The sequence below is a fragment of the Streptomyces sp. NPDC107522 genome, assembly GCF_055657525.1.
In genome coordinates, this window is sequence record NZ_JBVKAU010000004.1 from 276593 (window position 1) to 300181 (window position 23589).

Below are 23589 nucleotides of genomic sequence, written 5' to 3' on the forward strand. Positions count from 1 at the left end.
CGGATTCCGCCATCCTCCCCCATGCGGGGAGGGGGGTGGCAACCCCAGACGGGCCCTGTCAGCCGTCGGCTGACAGGATCGAGCCGCTCGTACGCACGATCGTGGCGTCGGTCAGAGAGTCTTGCCGGTTGCCGGGCCCACCAGCAGGCCGTCGCCGAAGCGGTCGACGCGGACCGTGTCGCCGTCCTTGATCTCGCCGGAGAGGATCTCCTTGGCGAGCCGGTCGCCGATGGCGGTCTGGACGAGGCGGCGCAGGGGGCGGGCACCGTAGGCCGGGTCCATGCCCTCGTCGGCCAGCCAGGCGAGCGCCTCGTCGGTGATCTCCAGGGTGAGGCGGCGCTCCGCGAGCCGCTTGGCGAGGCGGTCGATCTGGAGCTTCGCGATGCGGCTGAGCTCCTCCTTGCTGAGGGCCGAGAAGACCACCAGGTCGTCGAGGCGGTTGAGGAACTCCGGCTTGAAGGAGGTCCGGACCACCTCCAGCACCTGCTCCTTCTTCTCCGCCTCGCTGGTGATCGGGTCGACCAGGAACTGGCTGCCCAGGTTCGACGTCAGGACGAGGATCGTGTTGCGGAAGTCGACGGTACGGCCCTGACCGTCCGTCAGCCGCCCGTCGTCCAGCACCTGGAGCAGGATGTCGAAGACCTCGGGGTGCGCCTTCTCCACCTCGTCCAGCAGGATCACGCTGTACGGTCGCCGCCGCACCGCCTCCGTCAGCTGGCCGCCCTCCTCGTAGCCGACGTACCCGGGAGGCGCGCCGACCAGCCGGGCCACGCTGTGCTTCTCGGAGTACTCGGACATGTCGATGCGGACCATCGCCCGCTCGTCGTCGAAGAGGAAGTCGGCGAGTGCCTTGGCGAGTTCGGTCTTGCCGACGCCGGTCGGGCCGAGGAAGAGGAAGGAGCCGGTCGGACGGTCCGGGTCGGCGATCCCGGCCCGGGAGCGCCGTACCGCGTCGCTCACGGCCCGTACGGCCTCGGTCTGGCCGATGAGCCGCTTGCCGATCTCGTCCTCCATGCGCAGCAGCTTCTGCGTCTCGCCCTCCAGGAGGCGCCCGGCGGGGATGCCGGTCCAGGAGGCGACGACGTCCGCGATGTCGTCGGAGCCGACCTCCTCCTTGACCATCGTGTCCTTGGCGACCTCCTCCTCGGCCTGCGAGGCGGCCTGAAGCTCCTTCTCCAGGGCCGGGATCTCGCCGTACAGCAGCTTGGAGGCGGTGTCGAAGTCGCCGTCGCGCTGGGCGCGTTCGGCCTGCCCGCGCACCTCGTCGAGCCGCTCCTTCAGCTCACCGACGCGGTTGAGGGACTGCTTCTCCTTCTCCCAGCGGGCGTTGAGGCCGCGCAGCTCCTCCTCCTTGTCGGCGAGGTCGCGGCGCAGCCGCTCCAGGCGCTCGCGTGAGGCCGGGTCGGTCTCCTTCTCCAGCGCGAGCTCCTCCATCTTCAACCGGTCGACGGCGCGCTGGAGTTCGTCGATCTCGACGGGCGACGAGTCGATCTCCATACGGAGGCGGGAGGCGGCCTCGTCGACGAGGTCGATGGCCTTGTCGGGCAGGAAGCGGGAAGTGATGTACCGGTCGGAGAGGGTGGCCGCGGCCACCAGCGCGCTGTCCGCGATCTGCACCTTGTGGTGGGCCTCGTAGCGCCCCTTGAGCCCGCGCAGGATCGCGATGGTGTCCTCGACGGTCGGCTCGGAGACCAGCACCTGCTGGAACCGGCGCTCCAGGGCGGGGTCCTTCTCGATCCGCTCCCGGTACTCGTCCAGGGTCGTGGCACCGACCATGCGCAGCTCGCCGCGGGCGAGCATGGGCTTGAGCATGTTGCCGGCGTCCATGGCGGAGTCGCCGCCGGCCCCGGCGCCCACCACGGTGTGCAGCTCGTCGATGAAGGTGATGATCTGCCCGTCGGAGTCCTTGATCTCCGCGAGCACGGTCTTGAGCCGCTCCTCGAACTCGCCCCGGTACTTGGCCCCGGCGACCATGGCGCCCAGGTCGAGCGCGACGAGCCGCTTGTCCTTGAGGGACTCGGGCACGTCCCCCTTCACGATCCGTTGCGCCAGCCCTTCCACGACGGCGGTCTTGCCGACACCGGGCTCGCCGATGAGGACGGGGTTGTTCTTGGTGCGGCGGCTGAGCACCTGCACGACCCGCCGGATCTCCTGATCACGCCCGATGACGGGGTCGAGCTTGCCCTCCCGCGCGGCGGCGGTGAAGTCCGTCCCGAACTTCTCCAGGGCCTTGTACTGCCCCTCGGGGTCGGCGGTGGTCACCCGGCGTCCGCCGCGCGCCTTCTGGAAGGCGTCCAGCAGCTTCTTCGCGGAGGCCCCCTGCTGGCCCAGCACCTCACCGGCCTGTCCGCCCTTGGCCGCGATGCCGATGAGAAGGTGCTCGGTGGAGAGGTACTCGTCTCCGAGCTCCTTGGCCCGCGCCTGGGCGTCCGCGATCACGGCGAGGAGCTCACGGTTGGGCTGCGGAGGCGCCACGGTGGACCCGGTCACGCTGGGCAGCGAGGCGAGCACCTTCTCGGCGCCGGCGCGCACGGAGGCCTGGTCGGCGTCGACGGCCGCCAGCAGGTCGATGATGTTCGCGTTGTCCTGCCCCTGGAGCAGAGCAAGGAGCAGGTGGGCAGGGGTGAGGTCCGGGTGCCCCTCGGTCACGGCCCGGTCGCCGGCCGCGTTGATCGCGTCCCGGCTCCTGTTGGTCAGCTCGGCGTCCACGTGTCCGTTCTCCTCCTGGCGTCAGCGTCTCCCAGTACTGACTGAAACAGCGTACACAAAGTTGAGTCTATTCCGCTCAAGGTAGTCCCGGGAGCCGTGCTGCCGCTAGGTTCCGGGCATGGCGGCTTACCCTCAGGACCCCGGCGCACCGGACACCGAGTACCTCACCTTCTGGCAGGAGCGGCACCTGTGCACCCTGACGACCCTGCGCCCGGACGGCACCCCGCACGTCGTGGCCGTCGGAGTGACATACGACCCCGAGGCGCGGTTGGCTCGGGTGATCACGAACAAGTCGAGCAAGAAGGTGGCCAACGTGCTGGCCGCCGGCCCCGACGGGGCGCGGGTCGCCGTCTGCCAGGTGGACGGCGGGCGGTGGGCGACGCTGGAGGGGATCGCGTCCGTCCGGACCGAGCCGGAGCGGGTCGGGGAGGCGGAGCGGCGGTACGCGGTGAGGTACGGGCGGACGCCGGCACTGAATCCGCATCGCGTGGTGATCGAGATCGAGCTGACGCGGGCGATGGGGCGTGGGTGACCCGGTGGCGGGCGCCGAGTGGCCGGATACCGGTCGACCCGTTTCGGCCACCGGCGGAACAGGCGGATAGCGGGAAATGTCACCCGAAAACTGCAGCGGGGTCACCGTGTTCCGGTCACGGTGACGCCGCTGCGGGGGGAAGCACCTGAGCGATCTGTTACGACGGGGGAATCGCGTCAGGCACTGCGGGGGGTGGCTGAGATGGTCCTTGGGGCCGGGGCCTCCGGCTCCACCAGCCGGTGGTCGCGCTGATCGAGGTTGACGAAGATCATTCCGTACCGGATGGCACACCGCACAGGCTGCGGCGCCCCCCGAGGCCGCCGCAGACACCGGTACGCCCGCACGTCCTCCTCGTCGTCCCGCGTGACGACGACCGGCTCACCGAAGACGGTCACCATCAGCGAGTCACCGGGGTGGGGGATCGCGGTGACGAGGTCGATGAAGTGCCAGCCGGAGCGGTAGGCGGTGGCCATTTCGCGGCGGAAGGAGCGGTCGTCGGGTGGGGTGGTCATCGCCATCAGTCCCAGGAGGTGTCTTCGGTGTGCTCGCCACCGCCGGCCACCGCGCTCAAGCTGCTGGCCGCCCGAGCGTCACTCGCCTTGCCTGCCAGACCGCTCCCGATCCCGAAAACAACAACGGCGGAAAGTGCAGCGGCAAGTACCGAGCGAAGCATTCTCTTACGCATAGTCGGCTTCGTCCTCACTTGATGGTCTCCACTTCCCCCGTCGCACAAGACGATGGCTCATTCAGGCACGTCATGGCCACACTATCGATGCATCATGTTCCTGCATGTTCAGGACCCTGGGGGGTGGAGAATTGGGGACAAACGGTATGCAAGCGGATCATCCCCATGCAATAACCGACCTGTGCGACGAAGGCAGTCGGCTCTACGCCAGCGCGCTTCGCGCGGGACGCATAGCCCGGGTTGACGTGGAGTGTGCCCCGTGCCTGCTGGAGTTCGCCCTCTTGCACCCGGATCCTGATGACGCGAACTGGCTGCGCCCCGTGCCACCGTCGATAGCTTTGGCTCAGCATCTCCATCCCCTCGAGCGAGAGATCACGGAGCGTAGGCGTCTCTCCGTTGAGCTGGCCGATACTTTCGAGCCGTTCATGGCGGCCAGCGCGCAGAGCACCGCAACGACCCACGCCATCATGGTGCTGGAGGGCCGTGAGCGGATCAACGCGGCACTCAACCTCGCGACGTCCGAGTGCACCACGGAGGTCCTCACGGTGCAGCCCGGTGGTCGCCGACGCGAGGGCAATCTCGTGAAAGGTCTCGAACGAGACAGGCCGCTGATCGAGCGTGGGGTCCGATTCCGCACGCTGTACCAGCACACCGCGCGGCACAGCCCCGAGACCCTCGCGTACGTGGAACAGATGTCCAACGGCAAGGTCGAGGTCCGCACCATCGACGAGCTCGTCGAACGCCTCATCATCTGCGACGAGACCGTGGCGTTCATCCCGATACGAGAGGACCGGCAGGTCGCCCTGGAGATCCGCCACCCCGGACTGGTCCGCTACCTCCTCAAGGTCTTCGAGTTCATGTGGGCACGCGCCGTGCCCCTCAAGGTCGGGACGCCGTACGAAACCGCCGCCGACGGCATCAGCGACATCCAGCACTCCATCGCCAAGCTCCTTATCGAGGGCCACGTCGACGAGGCGATAGCACGCCGTCTGGGGATGAACGTACGCACCTGCCGGGCCCACATAGCCAAACTGGCCACAGCCCTGGGCAGCGGAAGCCGCGCCCAGCTCGGTTACCTCATCGCCGAATCAGGAATCCTCAAGCAGGAGGGAGTAACTGAGTGAACGCCCTGCCACACCCGGAGCACACCATGGAAGACCTGTGTGCGGCAGGGACCAAGCTGTACGAGCAGGCCCTGCGCGACGGGCACGTGAGCCGCGCGGACATCGAAGCAGCACCCTGCCTTGTCGACCTCGGCCTGCTGAACCCCACCGTCGAGGATTTGGACCGATTGGAGCCGGTCGCGCCGGCCGTCCTCCTGCACAGAATGCTGCAGGTCGCAGAAGAACGCATCGCCGACGAGCGACGGCGGGAGGCGCGACTGGCCGAAGCCTTTGAACCGCTCATGCGGATGCACGGCCGCAGCACGGCAGTCGAGAGCATGCCCATGGTCACCGTTCTCAGCGGACTCCACCGCATCAGCGAGGCCATCGGCCAGGCCATGGCCGACATCCCGGGCGAACTCCTCGCCATCCAGCCACACGTCTCTCACAATCACCACACAGCCCCCGAGATGCACGTCGAGGCGTTAGCCCGCGACCAAGCCCTGCTGGACCGCGGAGGCCGCATTCGCACCATCTACCAACACACCCTTCGCCACTCGCCGTCTGTCATGGCCCGCTACGAACAACTCCGCGGTGACGCCCAGGCCCGCACTCTCGACGAGGTCCCCGAACGCCTCCTCGTCATCGACCGGACCGTCGCCTTCCTCCCCGCCAGCAAGGATCGCAAGCTGGCCCTGGAAATCCGCCAGCCGGCCATCGTCGCGTTCCTCGCCGCCACCTTCGACCGCCTTTGGCGCCTGGCCACCCCCATGCACCCCGAGGCCGTCCAGCGGCATTCCCTCAACGGAATCACGCACCGCCAACGCGCCATCGCCGCCCTACTCATAGAAGGGCACACCGACGCAGTCATAGCGGACCGCCTCGGATTGAACGTCCGCACCGCCCGCGTCCACATCGCCAAACTCGCCGCCACCTTGGGCAGCGAAAGCCGCGCCCAACTCGGCTATCTCATCGGACAGTCCGGGATCATCGATCAGGCAGGCTGAGTGACGGCGGCGTCGCGACATCAGCGGCACGCGGCGGCCGGTCCAGCCCTGCCTGAGCGATGCGGACGCCCAGTTGTGTACGGCTGGCCGCCCCCAGCGTCTCCGAGAGCCGGGCGATGTGGGCACGGCAGGTGCGGACGCTTATGCCGAGCCGTTCCGCGATCACCGCGTCCTGGTGCCCCTCTGCCAGAAGCGCGGCGATGGACTGCTCCCGATGGGAGATGCCCTCGATGCCGGTGTCAGGGAGGGGAGCCGTGAGCGGAATCGCCAGGCGCCAAAAGCGGTCGAAGACCGTCACCAAGTAGTGGACCAGGGCCGGGTGGCGTAGCTCCAGCGCCACCGTACGGTCGGAGTTCGCGGGGATGAAGGCGACCGTACGGTCAAAGACGATCAACCGGTCGATCACCTCGTCTAGTGTGCGAGCCTCAACCGAATCGCCCATCAGCTCCAGGTAGTTGAGCAAGCCCTGTCCGTGGCGCGCGACATGCGTGTAGAGGTCGCGCATCCGCACTCCTCGTCCGCGCAGCGCCAGGGCCCGGTGCAGGCCCTCCGTCAACTCATGCTCGGGACGGATGCCGCCGGGCTGCACTGTCAGCACCTCCGTCGTGCACGCCTGAGTCGCCTCGTCCAGCGCGGCCTGGATACGAGAGTCGCCGTCCAGGACCCGAATCGCCGCACCCTCCACGCCGGCCGCCTGCGGCTGCGCGCCGAGCCCGGCGTACCACTCGAAGGCCGCCACCGCCGAGCCCATCCGCCGCTGGCTCGCGCTGACCTCGTCGTACACCCCGCGCAGCAGCCGTGTCATGACCTCCTGCGGGGAGGTCGGCACCAGCCACTCCATGTCGTCGGGATCGGGGTGCAGCAGCGCCAGCTCCAGCAGACAGGACACCGGCTCCGCGTCCCGGCGCGACACCCGACCGCGGCGTACGGCCCGGGAGTACACGCGGTCCCCGGCCTCGCACAGCCGGTCGGCACCGTGGGGATGCTCCTCCGCCCCGTGCCCGGCCATCGCCCATCCACCCCCGGTCCTCGCCTCATTCGCCGGCCCGGCCCTGGTCGAGGGACCCACCGTGCACAACCTTCGGGCCTACGGTTCACTCGCGCTTCCGCAGCGCAACTATGCGCGGACCGGCCGTGCTCCGCAACACGGCTCCCGCCGGGACGGACGCCGTAATCCACCGGTACCTCCCGCTATTTCCAGGCCTCCGTCCGTCGAGTTGCAACAAGCTGGGGGTGTCGCCCCCGGCCTTTGCCGTGTGCGCAGCAAAGCCGCTCGCCCCCGCCCCTCCCTTGCGCGATCCGGCGGCACGGCCACCCGGACGCCCCCCTTCCGCGTGCACCTCCCGGAAATCCCCCAGTGATCACCGCGTTACACCCCGCACTTAACGTCAGGCCATGGCGGACATATTTGACGCGTACGCGTTGGCCGACGCGTGGGACGAGATGTTTGAGCGGCCGGGTGAGGTCAGGACCGCCTATGAGCCGGTGCTGGCTGCGCTTCAGCCGATCGAGCCGAGCGAACTGCGGTTCCGGGCCGACCAGATGGCCCGGGCGTTCACCGACCGGGGCGTGACCTACGCCTTCGCGGGTGAGGAGCGGCCCTGGCCGCTGGACCTCGTGCCCCGCATTCTCGACGCCCTCGAATGGGATCTCATACAGCGCGGGGTCGCTCAGCGGGTGCGCGCCCTGGAGGCCTACCTCGCCGACGCCTACGGACACGCCCGCGCCTTCGAGGACGGCGTCGTGCCCTGGCGGCTGCTGCTCAACTCCCCGCACTTCCACCGGGCGGCCCACGGCATCGAGCCACCGGGCGGGGTCCGGATCCACGTCGCCGGCATCGACCTCGTGCGCGACGAGGCGGGCGACTTCCGGGTGCTGGAGGACAACGTCCGGGTGCCCAGCGGCGTTTCGTACGTCATCGAGAACCGCCGGGCCATGACCCGGATCTTCCCCTCCCTCTTCGCCGAGCAGCACGTCCTGCCGGTCGACGGGTACGCGCAGAAGCTGCTCGCCGCCCTGCGCGCCGCCGCACCCGACGGGACCGACGATCCGCGCGTCGTCGTGCTCACCCCGGGGCCCAACAACGCCGCCTACTTCGAACACGCCCTGCTGGCCCGGCTTATGGGTGTGCAGCTCGTCGAGGGGCACGACCTCGTCTGCCGCGGCAACCGCGTGTGGATGCGGACGACCCGTGGCGAGGTGCCCGTCCACGTCGTATACCGGCGGCTGGACGACGACTTCCTCGACCCCCTCCACTTCCGCCCCGACTCGGTGATCGGCTGCCCGGGCATCCTCAGCGCGGCCATGGCAGGCAACGTCACACTCGCGAACGCCGTCGGGAACGGGATCGCCGACGACAAGCTCCTCTACACCTACGTCCCGGAGCTCATCCGGTACTACCTCGGCGAGGAGCCGATCCTCCCCAACGTCGAGTCCTACCGCCCCGACGAGCCCGGTCAGCTGGACGCCGTCCTCGACCAGATCGAGCAGCTCGTCATCAAGCCCGTCGACGGCGCCGGCGGCCAGGGCATCGTCATCGGGCCCCGGGCCGACCGCGAGACGATCGAGCGCACTCGCAAAGCCGTCATCGCCGATCCGCGCGGCTTCATCGCCCAGCGGCCCGTCGCCCTGTCCACCTCCCCCACCCTCGCGGGCGAGCGCATGGCACCGCGCCACATCGACCTCAGACCCTTCGCCGTCAACGACGGCAACGATGTCTGGGTGCTGCCCGGCGGCCTCACCCGCGTCGCCCTCCAGGAGGGCAACCTGATCGTCAACTCCAGCCAGGGCGGCGGCTCCAAGGACACCTGGGTGCTGGCCGAGGGGCCGGCGGAGTCACCGGTTCCCCCGAGCGCCGGCGATCCCCTCGCCGTCGCCCCGCGTCAGCTCGGGCCCGACGGGACCCCCACCGTCGTACAGGAAGGGGCGCAGCAGCAGTGAACGACGTCATCCTCTCCCGTATCGCCGAGGCCCTGACCTGGACCGGACGCTATGTCGAGCGCGCCGACGCCACGGGCCGGATCCTCGACGCGTACCTCCACCGGATGCTGGAGGACCCGTGGCGCGACGAGGACGTGGCCTGCCGGTCGCTGTACGCGATCCTCGGGATGGACGCCGGCGGTGAGCCGGTGGACATGCAGCAGGTGCTCGACCAGCTGGCCTTCGACGCCCGGTCGACCGGGTCGATCGAGGGCGCGCTGGGCGCTGCCCGGCTGAACGCGCGCAGCGCCCGCGAGGCGGTCTCGTCCGAGATGTGGGAGTGCCTGAACTCGACGTGGCATGCCCTCGCCGACCAGCGGCTCGCGGCCCGGCGGACGGGCCCGTACGCGTATCTGGAGTTGGTGCGCAGGCGGGCGGCGTTGTTCTTCGGTCTGGCCGACTCGACGATGAGCCGGGACGACAGCTGGCGCTTCGTCGTCCTGGGGCGGAGCCTGGAACGGGTGGACATGACCGTACGGCTGCTGTCGGTGCGGGTGCTGGACGCCGCGCACGCGCCCGACTGGCCGACCCTGCTGAGCGCGTCCGGCGCCGACGAGGCGTATGCGCGCGTGTACGGCGGCTTCGGCGACACCCCTCGGGTGGCCGAATTCCTGCTGCTGGACCGCGACTTCCCGCGCTCGGCGCTGCACGCGCTGACCACGGCGGAGGAGTGCCTCACCGCCCTCGGCCGCCCCCGCCAGGACCCGGCGCGCCGCCCGATCGGCCGGATGCGCACCCGGCTCGAATACCTGGACACACACGCCCTGGAGGAACAGCTCCCGTTGCTGCTCAGGGACCTTCAGACCGCGTGCATGGCCTCCGCCGAGGCGGTGGCGGAGCGGTTCTTCCCGTACCAGGGGCCCGTCGAGTGGGCCCAGGAAGGAGCGTGAGCATGACCACCGCAGTGTCCCGCCGCCTCCGTATCAAGCACATCACGCAGGTCTCGTACGCCCAGCCGGCCGCCTCCTCGCACAACGAGGTCCGCATGACCCCGTTGACCCTGCCGAGCCAGACCACGCTGGACGCCCGGGTCACCATCAGCCCGGCCGCCACCACCTGGTCGTACTGGGACTACTGGGGCACCCAGGTCACCGGCTTCGATCTGATGGACCCGCACGGCCACCTCACCATCACCGCCTCCAGCCTCGTCGAGACGCACCCGGCGGGCCCCCTGCCGCAGGCGCCCACATGGCAGGAGCTGGCCGAACGGACGGCCGGTTCACGTCTGTTGGAGTACATGGGCCCCACAGTCCGTACGACCGTCCCGGCCGAGCTGGTCGAGAGGGCACGGGAGGCGGCGGCCGGCCTCGACCCGCACGGGACGGCGATCGCCGTGTCCGCCCTGGTCGCCGACCGGGTCTCCTACCTGCCCGGCACCACGGGCGTGAACACCTCGGCCGCCGAGGCCTGGGACCAGGGCGCCGGCGTCTGCCAGGACATCGCCCACGTCACCATCGCGCTGCTGCGGGGCCTGGGGCTGCCGACCCGGTACGTCTCCGGCTACCTCCACCCCGAGCGCGAGGCGGAACTGCACCGCCCGGTGGCCGGCCAGTCCCACGCCTGGATCGAGTACTGGGCGGGCGACTGGTGCGGCTACGACCCCACCAACCGCACCAGGGCCGACGAGTCCCACGTCGTGGTCGGGCGGGGACGGGACTACGACGACGTCACCCCGCACAAGGGCATCTACCGGGGTGTGCCGGGCGGGCCGCCGGAGGTGACGGTGGAGTTCACGCGGGTGGCGTGAACTGGCAGGGAGCCCGTCGAACGACCGAGGGGCCCCTGCCTCCTGACCTCTGCGCCCTACTTGCTGAGCCCGATCTCCCGGCAGGCGGTCTTGTACTTGGCCGTGCAGATGTCGGACAGCTCGTGGATCCCGTCCGCGACGACGGTCTTCTTGATGTTCTTCTGGGTCAGGGCGACCACGGGCACCAGCAGCGCCGGGATGTCCTTGTCGGTCGGGCTGTCGACCTGGTCCTGGGTGAGGGAGTCGAACTGGATGTCCTTGCCCTGGACCTTGGCCACGGCCATCTGCGCGGCGCTCTCGGCCTCCTGCGGGTACGACTTGTACACGCTCATGTACTGCTCGCCGCTCACGATCCGCTGCACGGCGTCCAGTTCGGCGTCCTGCCCGGTGATCGGCGGCAGGTTGGTCACGCCCGTGGCCTCCAGGGCCTTGATGACACCGCCGGCCATGCCGTCGTTGGCGGCGTAGACGCCCTTGATGTTGTTCACGCCGATCGACTGGATCGCCTGCGCCATGTTGGCCTGGGCGTTCTCCGGCTTCCAGTCCTTGGTGTCGTACGACTTGGCGATGTCCACCGCGCCGTTGAGCTCGGAGAGCGCACCGGCCTTGAACTGCTTGGCGTTCGGGTCGGTGGGCGAGCCGTTCATCATGACGATCTTGTCGGAGGAGTCGACGGGGGCCATCGCCTCCAGGAGGCTGCGGCCCTGGACCTCGCCGACCAGTTCGTTGTCGAAGGAGACGTACGCGTCGATCGGCCCCTCGGCCAGGCGGTCGTAGGCGATGACCGGGATCCCGGCGTCCTTGGCCTTCTGCACGCCGTCGGCGATGGCGTGCGCGTCGACGGCGTCCAGCAGGATCACGTCGACCTGGTCGTCGATCATCTGCTGCAGCTGGGTCTCCTGCTTGGCCGCGTCCGCGTCGGCGTTCAGGTAGTCGACCTTGCCCTGCTTGTCGGTGAGCTCGAGGACCTTGTTCCTGATGATGGGGTAGTCGAACTTGTCGTAGCGCGTGTTCGCCGTCTCCGGCAGCAGCAGCCCCACGGTGATGTCGTTGCCCTTGGTCGGGCTCGCCTCCGTGCTGTCCCCACTGACGCCCAGTACCCCGCACGCGGCGAGCGAGAGGGTCATCGTGGACGCGGCGGCCACGGCGGTGGCGATACGACGCGTGGGGCGCATGGAACGCATATGAGGAGCTCACTTCTGGTGCCATCGGGACACGGGCGCGCCATTGCGCCCAGATGACTGAAAAGCCAACGCGCCGACCGCCCCCAGCGTCAAGCCGAACTACTTAACGAGTGCGCAACGCCACGCTCCGCTCCGCATGTGAAGACATGACGGAACCTCTCCAAACGCCCATTACACCCCCTCCACCGAACCTTGATCGAACACTCGGACAAGATCCGTACAACCAAGCCCAATCCCCATGAGTCGTGAGCACGACAGCCCTCCATGCCGTCGCCCCCCGATCGACCAGAGGATCGAATGAACCCAGCCAGACGCACGACCACCGCGACCGCGGCGACGGTCGCGCTCGCCACCGCGGGCACGCCGCTCGGCGCGGTCACCACACCGGCGTCCGCCGCCGTGACCTGCACGTCGCCGGTATACAAACGGCAATTCTTCGCGAACACGGACTTTTCCGGCACGCCGAAGAAGACCGACTGCGACACCTCGATCAGCGAGAACTGGGGCACGGCCGCCCCGGCGTCCGGCCTGCCGTCGAACGACTTCTCCGTCCGCTGGACCGTGACGAGGGACTTCGGCTCCGGCGGCCCCTTCGCGCTGACGGCCGCCGCCCAGGACGGCATCCGCGTGTACGTCGACGGCGTCCGCAAAATCGACCTGTGGAAGAACGTGTCGTCCACGGTGTCCAGGACGGTCAACGTGACCATGCCGCCCGGCAAGCACACCCTGCGCGTCGACCATGTCAACTGGACGGGGGCGGCGAACGTCAGGTTCACCTACGCACCGCGCACCTCAGCGACCGTCGACACGGTCAAGCCCCTTGCGCCGACCGGCACTTACGTGTCGTACGACTCCACCACCGGCAAGGCGAAGCTCACCTGGGCGAAGAACAAGGAGATGGACCTCGCGGGATACCGCGTCCACCGGCGCCTCCAGGGCAGCAGCAGCTGGAAGAAGCTGACCTCGACGACGGCGACCTCGCACACGGACGCCCCGCCGGCGACCGGGGAGACGTACTACTACGAGGTGCGGGCCTACGACAGGGCGGGCAACGAGTCGGCCGGCAGCGCCGACCGTCCGGTCACGACGCCGGACAGGAATGCGCCCGCGGTTCCCTCCGGGGTCACGGTCACCGACGGCCAACCGGGCGTCACCGTGGCCTGGAGCGCGGTGCCAGGGGCTACGGAGTACCTCGTGCACCGGCGCTGGGTGGACGACGGCGGCGACAACCCCGTCGTGCAGGTGGCAAAGGTGACGGCCACCTCCTGGCTGGACACCAAGGTCCAGGACCGCCTGATGTACAGCTACTGGGTCACCGCGGTGGACGCCGCCGGCAACAAGTCCGCCAAGTCGGCTCCCGCCTCGGCCGACCGCGGCGACTGGGCGCCCTCCCCGCCCACCGGTCTGACGGCCGTACCGCAGTCCGGCAGTGGCATCGCACTGGCCTGGAAGGCACCCACCTCGCCGATCACGCGCGACCTGGCTTCCTACCGGATCTACCGCAACGGCCGCCTGATCGACGAGGTGGGCGCCACGCGGACCTCCTACACCGACACCGGCGTCCGGCAGAGCACCTCGTACACGTACACACTGACCGCGGTGGACAGCCAGGCCCAGGAGTCCGCCCCGTCGGCGCCCGTCACCGGCACCGCCCCGGCCACCGGACTCGCTCCCGCGGCCGTGACCGGGCTGAGCGGCGCCATGAACGGCACCGACATCGAGCTGCGGTGGCAGCGCAACACCGAGGAGGACGTCGACCACTACGACGTCTACCGGGGCATCCTCGTCGACGGGCTCTGGCACTACGAGAAGTGGGACGAGGTCCGCCCGAGCTGGGACGTCGAGCCGACGCTCTTCTACTCGCAAGAGCTGTACGAGCCCCAGGGCGAGACGGCCCGCTATGCCGTGGTCGCCGTCGACCACGCCGGCAACTCCCGTTTCACCAGCGGCGAGGACTTCTCGTACGTCACGGTGACGGAACCGGTGAGTACACCGGAGAGCACCTCGTAGCACCCCCGTGTGAGGCCTCGCCGATCCCTCCCCACCGGCCGTGGCGGCTGTCACCATGGCCGGATGGGGAATGGGGGACGGCGAGGGCACGACGCCCTGTACAGGCTCGGCATGCTGGGGCTGGTCGCGGCCTTCGCGGTGGACCTCGGAGCCCTGTGGGCCGAGGACTGGGAACCGGTCATCGACGCGCTGGCGGCTGCTGTGCCGATCGTCGTGACGGGTGTGGGCCTGCAGGTGTGGCATCGGCGGGTGACGGGACGGACCGGCGAGAGAGCGTCCGAGGGGATCGTCGAGGAGGCCAAGCGACAGCTCGCCTCCGTCGCCGTTCTGGTCTGGGATGCCGAGGCGCGGGCCCGGGACCAGGACGGGAAACAGGCGATGCCCGTGGTGTGGCACGAGACCTCGCGACAGGGCCAGGTGGGCGCGATAGCGCTCGCGGGTGCGGCAACGCCCGACGAGTCGGCCGACCGGATGGCGGAGTTCGCAGCGGATTTCCGGAGCCGGAGGTCACGCCGGTTGTTCGTGCTCGGCGACCGCGGCACCGGCAAGACGACGTTCGCCGTACAACTGACCCTGGCCCTGCTGGAACCCGTCCGGCGGGCACCACCCGCCACACCCCCGTTGGTACCGCTGTTCGTCTCCGCCGCAGGCTGGACACCGGAGTGGGCCGACTTCGCCGATTGGATCGCGGCGGAGACCGACCGCCTCTGCCCTGACGTGTCCCGGAAGGGCCGGGACATCCCCCGGCGACTCCTCGACGGCGGTCACCTCCTACCGGTGCTGGACGGGCTCGACGAGATACCTGCGGTGACCCGCGGCAAGGTCTTCGACGTGCTCAGTGAGAGCCCGTACCCCTTCGTGGCGACCTGCCGCACCGAGGAGTTCGAGGAGGCCACTCGCGCCCGGGGCGGCCTGTTGAGCCAGGCACGCTTCGTTTCGCCGCGTCCGCTCACCCCTGCCGTCGCCGCCGGTCACCTCAGGACCGCGCTGCCCCCGAACCCGGCACCGGAGTGGGAGGCACTGTTCGCCGGTCTGGAAACACCCGGACCCCACGCGGGCCCGCTCCGCGTCCTCGCCGCCGCCGTGGCCACTCCGCTGGATCTCGGGCTGCTGCGGATGACATACGCCGAATGCGGAAGGTCGCCCCGGGAGCTGCTCGAGCCCGGCCGCTTCGACGACCCGCAGGCCCTGCGGGGTCACCTCTTCGACGAGCTGATCGTCCAGCGGCTGCGAAAGCCGCTGCGGGAGGTGCCGGAGCGGCTGCGTCCCCGACGTCGGCACCGGCCGGACGACGTGCGGGCCTGGCTCGGCTTCCTTGCGGACTGCATGGCGCGCAACTCTCTCGCCCGGCGGCCGGACGGAGGGGCGGGCCCGGCCACGCGGGATCTGCGGTGGTGGTCCCTGGCGTCACTGTCCCTTTCCCCGCCCGTTCTTCGCTGGGTGCAGATCGTGACATGGGCTCTGCTCGGTGCCCTCGCGGGGGCGATCGTGGGAACGATCGCCCCCTCCAAGGACATCCCGGACGGCGGCACCGGAGCGATGGCTTTCCTGTTCATCGGCGCCATGCTGGGGAGCGTCGGAGCCTTCTTCGCGTACGACTCCCTCGCCTCGGTCCCCAGGTTCAGACAAGGCCCGCTCGCTGCCACCGAGGACCTTTCAGCGGCGCAGCGGTTCAAGCCGCTCGTCCTGCGCGGAACCCTCATCGGCGCACCGAGCGGTGCCGGGTTCGTCGTGGTGACAGCGGTCCTCGACTGGCTCTGGAAGGCAGTCACCGAAGACTCCCCGGGGCCCTTCCTTCCGAATCCCGGGACACGCCTGCTCTACGGGCTCGCCGCCGGGGCCGCCATCGGGCTGGCCGTCGGTCTGTTCATCTGGATCCGTTTCGGAATGGCCGACTGGAGAGAGCGGCGCGCGAGCACGCCCTGGGGTTCGTTGCGCGCCGATCGGATCGGCGGGCTGCTGCGCCTCACGCTGATTCTCCTCGTCGCCGAATCCTGGATCGGCTGGACGATGTGGACGGAGCGATCGGACAAGGAGAGCGTCGCCGGGGGAATCCTCTTGAGTCTGATCGTCGTGGGCACCGCCCTGTTCAGTGGAGAACGCGCCTGGCTCGTCTACGCCGTCGCCGTCGTCCACGCCGCGTGCCACCGCCGGCTGCCGCGCCGCCTCATGCCGTTCCTCGACGACATGCACCGGCTCGGTCTGCTGCGCGCGGTCGGCCCGGTGTACCAGTTCCTGCACGCGGAGTTCCAGGACCACCTCGCGGCGCACTATCAGGAGGCCCACCCGGCACCGGCACTGGCACCGGCGCCCGATCCAGGCAGCACGGCCCACCGGTGGTGGCATCGCCATATCGGCTTCGCCGCGGGTGCAGCCGTCGGAATCGCCGGCGGGTCCATCTGGGAGTTGATCGACTCCTGGGGTTCGATGGCGACCTGGCAACTGGTGCTCTACGGCGCCGCAGTCGTGGTCGGCGCGGCAGGAGCGGCATTCCTGGCCTGGGAACACCGGCGGGAGCGCGGCGCGGATGCTCGCTGAAGGGACGGCAAGTCCTACAACCAACCCCGTTCCTCGCGAGTCCTGATCACGACAGCTTCGTCAGCGCTGTCCCGCTCTGCCAGAGGAACCCATGAACCCAGCCAGACGCACGACCGCCGCGGCCGCGACCGCCGTCGTGCTCGCCACCGCCGGCGGTCTGCTCACCGCCACCGCCGCCCCGGCCTCCGCCGCCGTGACCTGCACCTCCCCCGTCTTCAAACGGCAGTTCTTCGCGAACACGGCCTTTTCCGGCACCCCGAAGAAGACCGACTGCGACGCCACGATCAGCGAGAACTGGGGTACCGGCGCCCCGGCCACCGGACTGCCCTCCAACTACTTCGCCGTCCGCTGGACCGTGACCCGCGACTTCGGCTCCGGCGGCCCGTTCTCGTTCGCCGCCTCCGCCCAGGACGGCATCCGCGTCTACCTCGACGGCGTGCGCAAGGTCGACCTGTGGAAGAACGTGTCGTCCACAGTGTCGAAGACGGTCAACGTCACCGTCCCGTCCGGCAAGCACACCCTGCGCGTCGACTTCGTCAACTGGACGGGAGCGGCGAACGTCAAGTTCGCCTACACACCCCGCACTTCGCCGTCCGTCGACACCGTCAAGCCCCTCACGCCGACCGGCACCTCGGTGTCGTACGACGCGGCGACGGGCAAAGCGAAGCTGACCTGGGCGAAAAACAAGGAGATGGACCTCGCGGGGTACCGGGTCTACCGGCGCCTCAAGGGCACGTCGTTCGGCGGCGGGCCCCTCGCGACGACGACTTCGACGTCGTACACCGACGCGACCCTGCCGGTGACCGGCGACGCGTACTACTACGAGATCCGCGCCTACGACAAGGCAGGCAACGAGTCCGCCGGTACCGCCGACCAGCTCGTGACCACCGTCGACCGGACCGCGCCCGCCGCGCCCACCGGGCTGAGCACCGGCTCCGAGCCGGAGGGGCTGCGGGTCGGGTGGAGTTCGGTCGAGGGAGCGGCGTCGTACCGGCTGTACCGGGCGGCGAGCGCGGAGGGAACCTACACCCGCGTCGGGAACACGAGCGGGCTCTCCTACGTCGACACCTCGGCTGCCGAGGACACCACCTACTACTACCGGGTGACCGCCCTCGACGCGGCGGGCAACGAGTCCGCGCGGTCCGCCGCCGTCAGCGGCAAGCGCCGGGACCTCACGCCGCCGTCCGCCGTCACCGGGGTGACTGTCACGCCGACCGAGTACGGCTTCGAGGTGCGCTGGGACGCCAACCCGACCGCGGACCTTGCGAGCTATGCGGTGCGCCGGGGCGAGTTGTGGGGGGACGAGGAGGAGAAGGTGTGCTCCCTCTACCCCGGCTTCCACGTCTCGGCCGACACCACCTCGTACGCCTACACCACGCTCCCGGACGGCGAGGAGTCCTGCTTCATCGTCGACGCCATCGACGACGCCGGGAACTCGTCCTTCAAGTGGACCGGCGAGGCCCAGATCGTGACAGCGACCGAGCTCGACACGACGCCGAGCGTGGCGACGCCGGAGGGCTCGCCGCTGACGCTCACCGCAACCGGCGCCGAGGGCGACGAGGGGAACCTGCTCCAGTGGTCCGGGCTGGGCGAGTCGGCCCCGGAGCAGGCGGGCGGGTACCGCGTCTACCGCTGGAACCCGGCCACCTCGACGTACGAGAAGATCGCCGACCCGGGTTCCGGAGCCGTCCAGTACGTCGACACCGGCGCCCGCCGCGGCACCACGTCGTACTACTGGGTGACGGCCGTGACCGCCGACGGCACCGAGTCCCTGCCGGCGGGTGACTGGGCGGTCACTGCACCGGCCGGCTGATCCGACGGAGGCAGGCCTGGCCGCCCTGCTGCGCCGCGTCAAGGCAAGTCCCATCGATGACCGCCACCCTTGAGAAGGGCCGGGCCCGCAGCGCGGACCCGGCCCTTCTTCCGATCATTCGTCGCCATCACGGACGATGACCGCCGGTCACCACAGGGAGATGTACGGCGACATCGCCGGATTCCACATGAGGTGGAGCAGCGGCAGCAGGCACAGCCGTACCACCGTCAGCGACCAGCCCAGACGTCGCGGCCACTCCTGCTCACGCGACAGCAGGGCCAGCGTCAGCAGGAGCGAGACCGACAGACCGACGCTGCACGCCTCCATGTAGGGAACGTCCGCCAGGAAGACATACGGGTCGTCGCGCCAGGTCCACAGGGTCCGGGCCACGAGCAGGGTCAGGAGCGCCTCGACGGAGACGAACCACCACCCACGATTGGTCAGGCTCATCCGTACCACTTCGGCTGGGGGCGGTAGATCCAGATCTTCGTCCTCGGCTCGGCGCTCTTCTGCGCCGGGAGGGGCGCGACCGACGGGTCACCGGCCAGGAAACCGGCCGGCGTCATCGCCGCGGCGGCCTGGACCCGCTGTCTTCGGTTGGTGCGCTGCACTCCAACTCCTTTTCAGGGCCCCTGAAGGCGTTCCAGGGGCGGATGGAGGAACTGTGATCAAAAGCTGATCACCATCAAGGTACGAGACCTCGCCGCCCGCTACGGCACGTCAAGGGCGCCTGATGATCGACCGAAGTCATAGGAAAGGCCCGTACAACCCATGGACCGCTCCGCGAGTCGTGATCGTCGCCGGCCTTCCCCGGCCAACGACGATCACGCCCGAGGACCCATGAACCCACCTGGACGCACGACCGCCGCCGCCGCGACCGCCGTCGTGCTCGCCACCGCCGGCGGCCTGCTCACCGCCTCCGCCGCCCCGGCCTCCGCAGCCGTGACCTGCACGTCGCCGGTCTTCAAACGGCAGTTCTTCGCGAACACCACCTTCTCCGGGACGCCGAAGAAGACCGACTGCGACAGCGTCATCGACCAGAACTGGGGCACCGGCGCCCCCGCCTCCGGACTGCCGAGCAACAACTTCGGCGTGCGGTGGAGCGTGACGCGCGACTTCGGCTCGGGCGGCCCGTTCTCCCTCACCGCCTCCGGGCTGGACGGCATCCGCGTCTACCTCGACGGCACCCGCAAGATCGACCTGTGGAAGAACACCTCCACAACCGTCTCCAAGACCGTCAACCTCACCATCCCCTCCGGCAAGCACACCCTCCGCGTCGACTACGTCAACTGGACCGGCAGCGCCAAGGTCAAGTTCACGTACGCGCCCCGCACCTCCGCCACCGTCGACACCGTCAAGCCCCTTGCCCCGACGGGCGCCTCCGTCACCTACGACCCGGCCACCGGCAAGGCCAAGCTGACCTGGGTGAGGAACAAGGAGATGGACCTCGCCGGGTACCGCGTCTACCGGCGGCTGCAGGGGACCGGCGACTACCGCAGGGTCAGCGGCTTCGACCCGCTGACCTCGACGTCGTTCACGGAGACGCTGGCGCCCACCGGCGCCGCCTACTACTACGAGGTCCGGGCCGTCGACAAGGCCGGCAACGAGTCGACGGGCAGCGCCGACAAGCTCGTCACCACCGTCGACCGCACCGCCCCGCTGACGCCGGTCGTGTCCGCGAGCGACGACCCCGTGCGCGGGGTCGAGCTCGACTGGCAGGACGACAGCTACGAGGTGACCTACGACGTCTACCGGGCGGCCGCCGCCGACGGGGAGTTCGTCAAGCTGGGCATCTCGTACGGGTCGAGCCGCACCGACGAGACCGCGCCCTACGGCGACACCTCGTACTACAAGGTCGTCGCGAAGGACCCCGCCGGCAACACCGCCGCCTCGCAGGTCCTCGCCTTCGCCCGGCCGCTGGCCGTGCCCTCCATGGACACCCCGCGCACGAACGAGGCGGAGACCGGGATCGAGGTGCGCTGGACGACGTCGAAGGCGGCGCCGACGAGCTTCCGCGTCTACCGCTGGGACCGGTCCGACCCGAACGCCGTTCCCGCGCAGGTCACCTGTGAGTCGTACCGGGTGGGCAACGAGGCCGACTACTACCCGCAGTACGGCTGCACCGACTTCTCCGCCGAGCGGAACACGTCGTACGGCTACCACGTCACCAGCGTCGACAGCGCGGGCCGCGAGTCGGCTCCCTCACAAGCGGTCTACGCGGGCCTGGCGGACACCACCCCGCCGCCCGCCGTCACCGGCCTGACCCACACGAGTACGGAGTACGGCACGGTCCTGGAGTGGGACGAGAACCCCGCCCCCGACCTCAAGTCGTACAACGTCTTCCGGGCGACCGACCTTCGTGACACCGCCACGTACGAGCATCTCGCCACGCTCCAGCCCGGCACGACCCGCTTCACCGACCTCAACGTCCCGAACGACGAGAACTGGTTCTACTTCGTGGACTCGGTGGACACGAACAACAACTCGCTCTACACGCTGAGGGGTTACCCGGAGAGCGTCGCCGCCAATGTGAGCGTCAACGAGTTCGACCTCACTCCTGGCTACGCGCCCCCGAACACCGCGGCCACGAACCTCTCGGCCCAGGCGGACGAGTCCGGCCACGCGGCACTGTCGTGGGGCTGCGGCTCCGGATGCGCGATCACCGGCTTCCACGTGTACCGCTGGGACCGCGCCACACAGCAGTACGTCCGGCTGACCGACGTACCCCTGGCCGCCGACGCCCGCGGCTACACGGACCCGACCACGCCGGCCGGGACCACGAGCTACTACGTCATCTCGTTCGTCGCAGCGGACGGTTCCGAGGCATACTCCGGTCTCGCCCCCGTCGTGGTCGCCCCGAGCGGTGACGGAGCCTGACCACCCGCCAGAAGCAGACCCAGTCAAGGAAGATCTGATGCCGAAGGACCCGGCACCCGCACCCACGGCCACCTACGCGCACGACGAGCACGACGAGCACGACAATCACGAGGACGACGGGCACGAGGACAAGCCCGTCGTCGAGAGTGTCGTCGAGGAAGAGCGGTTCGGCGCGATATCGGTCCGGCTCGACATGGAGGCGGGCGAAACCACCGTCGACGGCGAGTCGGTGCCCCGGGTCGAGCTGCTCCGGGCGGGGGGCACCGAGGTCGAGGACCACGTCCCGATCGGCACCCGGGACGGGAGCCGGCTCACGCTGACGGTGGACGGCGAGGAGGCCGTCATCGACCCCGCCAAGGGCCGGCTGACCCGCCGCTCGTACCGCGTCGACGTCCGCCACGCGGGCCACACCTGGCGCCTGGTGCCCGACTCCATCCCGGGCAGCCGCCTGCTGCGGGACGATCAGCACATCGGTGATTTCTCCTCCGACGGCGACGGCCGCGTCCTCGCCGAGTGGCGCGAGGACGCCGAACCGGAGCCCCTGGACGCGGCCTTCGGATACGCGCTCGCCGCCGCCTTCGGTACGGGCGCCCAGCCCATGTGGATCCTCGCGGTGGAGGCGGCCGGCGAGCTGCTCCCCGGCTGATCCCGTACGCAACGGCGAGGGGCCCCTCCGGCTTCCGGAGGGGCCCCTGCGGCCGTCGTCATACGCGGTGCTCAGCCTCACGAGCTCCCGCGACCGACGCTAGTCCTTGGCCTTCTTCGGCCGCCACACCACCAACGCGCTGGTCTGCTGCACTTCCTGATACGGCACAAGATCCCGGCGGTACGACGCGTGCACCGCCGCCTCGCGCTGCCGCATCGCCGCCGCCGCGCCGTCGAGGGCCGCTTCCAGTTCCGCGACGCGGGACTGCAGCGCGGCGACCTGGTTCTCCAGTTCGATGATGCGCTTGATGCCGGCCAGGTTGATGCCCTCGTCCTGCGACAGCTGCTGGACGGTGCGCAGCAGTTCGATGTCGCGGGCCGAGTAGCGGCGGCCCCGGCCCGCCGTGCGGTCCGGAGACACCAGGCCAAGGCGGTCGTACTGGCGCAGCGTCTGCGGGTGCAGGCCGGAGAGCTGGGCCGCCACCGAGATGACGTAGACCGGGGTCTCCTCGGTCAGTTCATACGGATTGCGTCGACGGCCGTCCATCTCGATCAAGCTCCCTTCGCGGCCTGGAACAGCTCCGCCCGCGGATCCTCGCCCGCGGTCGCCTCGCGATACGCCTCGAGCGCGTCACGAGCCTTCCCCGAAAGGTCCTTCGGGACACTCACCTCTACGGTGACCAGCAGGTCCCCGCGGGTGCCGTCCTTGCGGACCGCGCCCTTGCCCCTGGCCCGCATGGTGCGGCCGTTGGGCGTGCCGGGCGGCAGTTTCAGGGTGACCGGCGGTCCGCCCAGGGTGGGGACCCTGACCTCGCCGCCGAGGGCCGCCTCCGTGAAGGTCACGGGGACGGTCACCGTGAGGTTGTCGTCCTTACGGCCGAACACCGGGTGGGCGTCGACGTGCACGGTGACGTACAGGTCGCCCGCCGGGCCGCCGCGCTCGCCGGGCGCCCCCTTGCCGCGCAGCCGGATGCGCTGGCCGTCGGACACCCCGGCCGGGATGCGGACCTGCATGGTGCGGGACGACTTGGCCCGGCCGCTGCCCTTGCACTCCAGGCAGGGGTGCTCGGCGATCAGGCCGCGCCCCTTGCAGTCCGGGCAGGGGTCGGTGAGGGAGAACCCGCCACCGGAGCCCCGGGCCACCTGGCCGGTGCCGACGCAGGTCGGGCACACCCTGGGCGTGCCGTTCTTGTCGCCGGTGCCGGCGCAGGCCTTGCACGGTGACTGCGAGGACATGCGCAGCGGGACGGTCGCGCCCTCGATCGCCTCGGTGAAGCTGAGGGTGACCTCGGTGTCGATGTCCTGGCCGCGCCGGGGCTGGGTACGGGTGGTGCCCGTACCGCCGCGGTTGAACAGGCCCCCGAAGACGTCACCGAGTCCGCCGCCGAAGCCGCCGGCTCCCCCTTGGCCCTGGGCGCCGCCTCCGAAGAGGTCGCCCAGGTCGAAGTTGAAGGTGCCGCCCGCGCCGCCCGGCCCCGGGCGGAAGCCGCCGTTGCCGAAGAGGGCGCGTGCCTCGTCGTACTCCTTGCGCTTCTTGGGGTCACCGAGGACGTCGTTCGCCTCGGAGATCTCCTTGAACCGCTCCTCCGCCTTGGCGTTGCCCTTGTTGGCGTCCGGGTGGTACTCGCGGGCGAGCTTCCGGTACGCCTTCTTGATCTCGGCCTCGGTGGCGTCCTTGGGGACGCCGAGGACCTTGTAGTAGTCCTTCTCGATGAAGTCCTTGGTGCTCATCCTCGACGTACCCCCTTCCCGTGGTTCCT

The 23589-nt window shown here is 69.8% G+C and carries 19 protein-coding genes; 11 read left to right on the forward strand and 8 right to left on the reverse strand.

Features of this window, described 5'->3' with window-relative positions:
* Nucleotides 1-111: 111 nt before the first annotated feature.
* The gene (gene clpB, locus ACZ7L6_RS15130) at nucleotides 112-2709 is read right to left on the reverse strand and encodes an ATP-dependent chaperone ClpB (protein ID WP_471923846.1); all 2598 of its coding nucleotides are present in this window, start codon (nucleotides 2707-2709) and stop codon (nucleotides 112-114) included.
* Nucleotides 2710-2827: 118 nt separating this feature from the next.
* On the opposite strand from clpB, the gene ACZ7L6_RS15135 reads away from it, so the two are divergent.
* Nucleotides 2828-3241, forward strand: a complete 414-nt coding sequence (locus tag ACZ7L6_RS15135; RefSeq protein ID WP_471923848.1) for a pyridoxamine 5'-phosphate oxidase family protein — start codon at nucleotides 2828-2830, stop codon at nucleotides 3239-3241.
* A 176-nt stretch (nucleotides 3242-3417) separates the two neighbouring features.
* On the opposite strand, the gene ACZ7L6_RS15140 is transcribed toward ACZ7L6_RS15135, so the two are convergent.
* Complete coding sequence (locus tag ACZ7L6_RS15140; RefSeq protein WP_031482824.1) at nucleotides 3418-3753, reverse strand: Rieske (2Fe-2S) protein; 336 nt, start codon at nucleotides 3751-3753, stop codon at nucleotides 3418-3420.
* A gap of 277 nt (nucleotides 3754-4030) precedes the next feature.
* On the opposite strand from ACZ7L6_RS15140, the gene ACZ7L6_RS15145 reads away from it, so the two are divergent.
* Nucleotides 4031-5050, forward strand: coding sequence for a helix-turn-helix transcriptional regulator (locus tag ACZ7L6_RS15145; RefSeq protein WP_471923850.1), 1020 nt, complete (start codon nucleotides 4031-4033; stop codon nucleotides 5048-5050).
* A complete protein-coding gene (locus ACZ7L6_RS15150) occupies nucleotides 5047-6036 on the forward strand; it encodes a helix-turn-helix transcriptional regulator (protein WP_471923852.1) in 990 nt (329 codons plus the stop codon). The genes ACZ7L6_RS15145 and ACZ7L6_RS15150 overlap by 4 nt, the downstream gene beginning before the upstream one ends.
* On the opposite strand, the gene ACZ7L6_RS15155 is transcribed toward ACZ7L6_RS15150, so the two are convergent.
* Nucleotides 6017-7045 carry a helix-turn-helix transcriptional regulator gene (locus tag ACZ7L6_RS15155; RefSeq protein ID WP_471923854.1) on the reverse strand — a complete coding sequence of 343 codons (1029 nt, stop codon included), beginning with the start codon at nucleotides 7043-7045 and terminating at the stop codon, nucleotides 6017-6019. The genes ACZ7L6_RS15150 and ACZ7L6_RS15155 overlap by 20 nt on opposite strands.
* 386 nt (nucleotides 7046-7431) lie before the next feature.
* On the opposite strand from ACZ7L6_RS15155, the gene ACZ7L6_RS15160 reads away from it, so the two are divergent.
* Genes ACZ7L6_RS15160 through ACZ7L6_RS15170 form a run of 3 tightly spaced genes read left to right on the forward strand, consistent with a single transcriptional unit; the run spans nucleotide 7432 to nucleotide 10762 of the window.
* Nucleotides 7432-8976, forward strand: coding sequence for a circularly permuted type 2 ATP-grasp protein (locus ACZ7L6_RS15160; RefSeq protein ID WP_471923856.1), 1545 nt, complete (start codon nucleotides 7432-7434; stop codon nucleotides 8974-8976).
* On the forward strand, nucleotides 8973-9905 hold the full coding sequence (locus ACZ7L6_RS15165; RefSeq protein ID WP_471923858.1) for an alpha-E domain-containing protein: 933 nt from the start codon (nucleotides 8973-8975) through the stop codon (nucleotides 9903-9905). The genes ACZ7L6_RS15160 and ACZ7L6_RS15165 overlap by 4 nt, the downstream gene beginning before the upstream one ends.
* A 14-nt stretch (nucleotides 9906-9919) precedes the next feature.
* Nucleotides 9920-10762: a transglutaminase family protein gene (locus tag ACZ7L6_RS15170; RefSeq protein ID WP_471924582.1), complete on the forward strand. Its 843-nt coding sequence runs from the start codon at nucleotides 9920-9922 to the stop codon at nucleotides 10760-10762.
* Between the two features lie 56 nt (nucleotides 10763-10818).
* Here the strand turns inward: ACZ7L6_RS15170 and ACZ7L6_RS15175 are convergent, their stop codons facing one another.
* Nucleotides 10819-11946, reverse strand: coding sequence for a sugar ABC transporter substrate-binding protein (locus ACZ7L6_RS15175; protein ID WP_471923860.1), 1128 nt, complete (start codon nucleotides 11944-11946; stop codon nucleotides 10819-10821).
* A 297-nt stretch (nucleotides 11947-12243) separates the two neighbouring features.
* Between ACZ7L6_RS15175 and ACZ7L6_RS15180 the strand changes: the two genes are divergently transcribed.
* The 3 genes from ACZ7L6_RS15180 (at nucleotide 12244) to ACZ7L6_RS15190 (ending at nucleotide 18307) form a co-directional block, all read left to right on the forward strand.
* The gene (locus ACZ7L6_RS15180; RefSeq protein ID WP_471923862.1) at nucleotides 12244-13956 is read left to right on the forward strand and encodes a fibronectin type III domain-containing protein; all 1713 of its coding nucleotides are present in this window, start codon (nucleotides 12244-12246) and stop codon (nucleotides 13954-13956) included.
* A gap of 63 nt (nucleotides 13957-14019) precedes the next feature.
* Nucleotides 14020-16494, forward strand: a complete 2475-nt coding sequence (locus ACZ7L6_RS15185; protein WP_471923864.1) for a hypothetical protein — start codon at nucleotides 14020-14022, stop codon at nucleotides 16492-16494.
* 91 nt (nucleotides 16495-16585) lie between these two features.
* Complete coding sequence (locus tag ACZ7L6_RS15190; RefSeq protein ID WP_471923866.1) at nucleotides 16586-18307, forward strand: PA14 domain-containing protein; 1722 nt, start codon at nucleotides 16586-16588, stop codon at nucleotides 18305-18307.
* A gap of 147 nt (nucleotides 18308-18454) precedes the next feature.
* Here the strand turns inward: ACZ7L6_RS15190 and ACZ7L6_RS15195 are convergent, their stop codons facing one another.
* Both ACZ7L6_RS15195 and ACZ7L6_RS15200 read right to left on the reverse strand, forming a co-directional pair.
* Nucleotides 18455-18757, reverse strand: coding sequence for a hypothetical protein (locus ACZ7L6_RS15195; RefSeq protein WP_471923868.1), 303 nt, complete (start codon nucleotides 18755-18757; stop codon nucleotides 18455-18457).
* Nucleotides 18754-18918 carry a hypothetical protein gene (locus tag ACZ7L6_RS15200; protein ID WP_471923870.1) on the reverse strand — a complete coding sequence of 55 codons (165 nt, stop codon included), beginning with the start codon at nucleotides 18916-18918 and terminating at the stop codon, nucleotides 18754-18756. Before ACZ7L6_RS15200 ends, ACZ7L6_RS15195 begins: the two co-directional genes overlap by 4 nt.
* A gap of 229 nt (nucleotides 18919-19147) precedes the next feature.
* Here ACZ7L6_RS15200 and ACZ7L6_RS15205 point away from each other — a divergent pair, with 229 nt between their 5' ends.
* Both ACZ7L6_RS15205 and ACZ7L6_RS15210 read left to right on the forward strand, forming a co-directional pair.
* A complete protein-coding gene (locus ACZ7L6_RS15205; RefSeq protein ID WP_471923872.1) occupies nucleotides 19148-21184 on the forward strand; it encodes a fibronectin type III domain-containing protein in 2037 nt (678 codons plus the stop codon).
* A gap of 37 nt (nucleotides 21185-21221) precedes the next feature.
* A complete protein-coding gene (locus ACZ7L6_RS15210; RefSeq protein ID WP_471923874.1) occupies nucleotides 21222-21830 on the forward strand; it encodes a hypothetical protein in 609 nt (202 codons plus the stop codon).
* 99 nt (nucleotides 21831-21929) lie between these two features.
* Here the strand turns inward: ACZ7L6_RS15210 and ACZ7L6_RS15215 are convergent, their stop codons facing one another.
* Both ACZ7L6_RS15215 and dnaJ read right to left on the reverse strand, forming a co-directional pair.
* Nucleotides 21930-22376, reverse strand: coding sequence for a heat shock protein transcriptional repressor HspR (locus ACZ7L6_RS15215; protein ID WP_471923876.1), 447 nt, complete (start codon nucleotides 22374-22376; stop codon nucleotides 21930-21932).
* A gap of 5 nt (nucleotides 22377-22381) precedes the next feature.
* Entirely contained in the window at nucleotides 22382-23560 is a 1179-nt protein-coding gene (gene dnaJ / locus ACZ7L6_RS15220; RefSeq protein ID WP_471923878.1) for a molecular chaperone DnaJ, read from the reverse strand.
* Between the last annotated feature and the right edge of the window lie 29 nt (nucleotides 23561-23589).

Coding starts and splice junctions, on each gene's coding strand:
- ACZ7L6_RS15135 (WP_471923848.1), top strand. CDS start 2,828: ATGGCGGCTTACCCTCAGGACCCCGGCGCACCGGACACCGAGTACCTC.
- ACZ7L6_RS15140 (WP_031482824.1), bottom strand. CDS start 3,753: ATGACCACCCCACCCGACGACCGCTCCTTCCGCCGCGAAATGGCCACC.
- ACZ7L6_RS15145 (WP_471923850.1), top strand. CDS start 4,031: ATGTTCAGGACCCTGGGGGGTGGAGAATTGGGGACAAACGGTATGCAA.
- ACZ7L6_RS15155 (WP_471923854.1), bottom strand. CDS start 7,045: ATGGCCGGGCACGGGGCGGAGGAGCATCCCCACGGTGCCGACCGGCTG.
- ACZ7L6_RS15160 (WP_471923856.1), top strand. CDS start 7,432: ATGGCGGACATATTTGACGCGTACGCGTTGGCCGACGCGTGGGACGAG.
- ACZ7L6_RS15175 (WP_471923860.1), bottom strand. CDS start 11,946: ATGCGTTCCATGCGCCCCACGCGTCGTATCGCCACCGCCGTGGCCGCC.
- ACZ7L6_RS15180 (WP_471923862.1), top strand. CDS start 12,244: ATGAACCCAGCCAGACGCACGACCACCGCGACCGCGGCGACGGTCGCG.
- ACZ7L6_RS15185 (WP_471923864.1), top strand. CDS start 14,020: ATGGGGAATGGGGGACGGCGAGGGCACGACGCCCTGTACAGGCTCGGC.
- ACZ7L6_RS15190 (WP_471923866.1), top strand. CDS start 16,586: ATGAACCCAGCCAGACGCACGACCGCCGCGGCCGCGACCGCCGTCGTG.
- ACZ7L6_RS15195 (WP_471923868.1), bottom strand. CDS start 18,757: ATGAGCCTGACCAATCGTGGGTGGTGGTTCGTCTCCGTCGAGGCGCTC.
- ACZ7L6_RS15205 (WP_471923872.1), top strand. CDS start 19,148: ATGAACCCACCTGGACGCACGACCGCCGCCGCCGCGACCGCCGTCGTG.
- ACZ7L6_RS15210 (WP_471923874.1), top strand. CDS start 21,222: ATGCCGAAGGACCCGGCACCCGCACCCACGGCCACCTACGCGCACGAC.
- ACZ7L6_RS15215 (WP_471923876.1), bottom strand. CDS start 22,376: ATGGACGGCCGTCGACGCAATCCGTATGAACTGACCGAGGAGACCCCG.
- dnaJ (WP_471923878.1), bottom strand. CDS start 23,560: ATGAGCACCAAGGACTTCATCGAGAAGGACTACTACAAGGTCCTCGGC.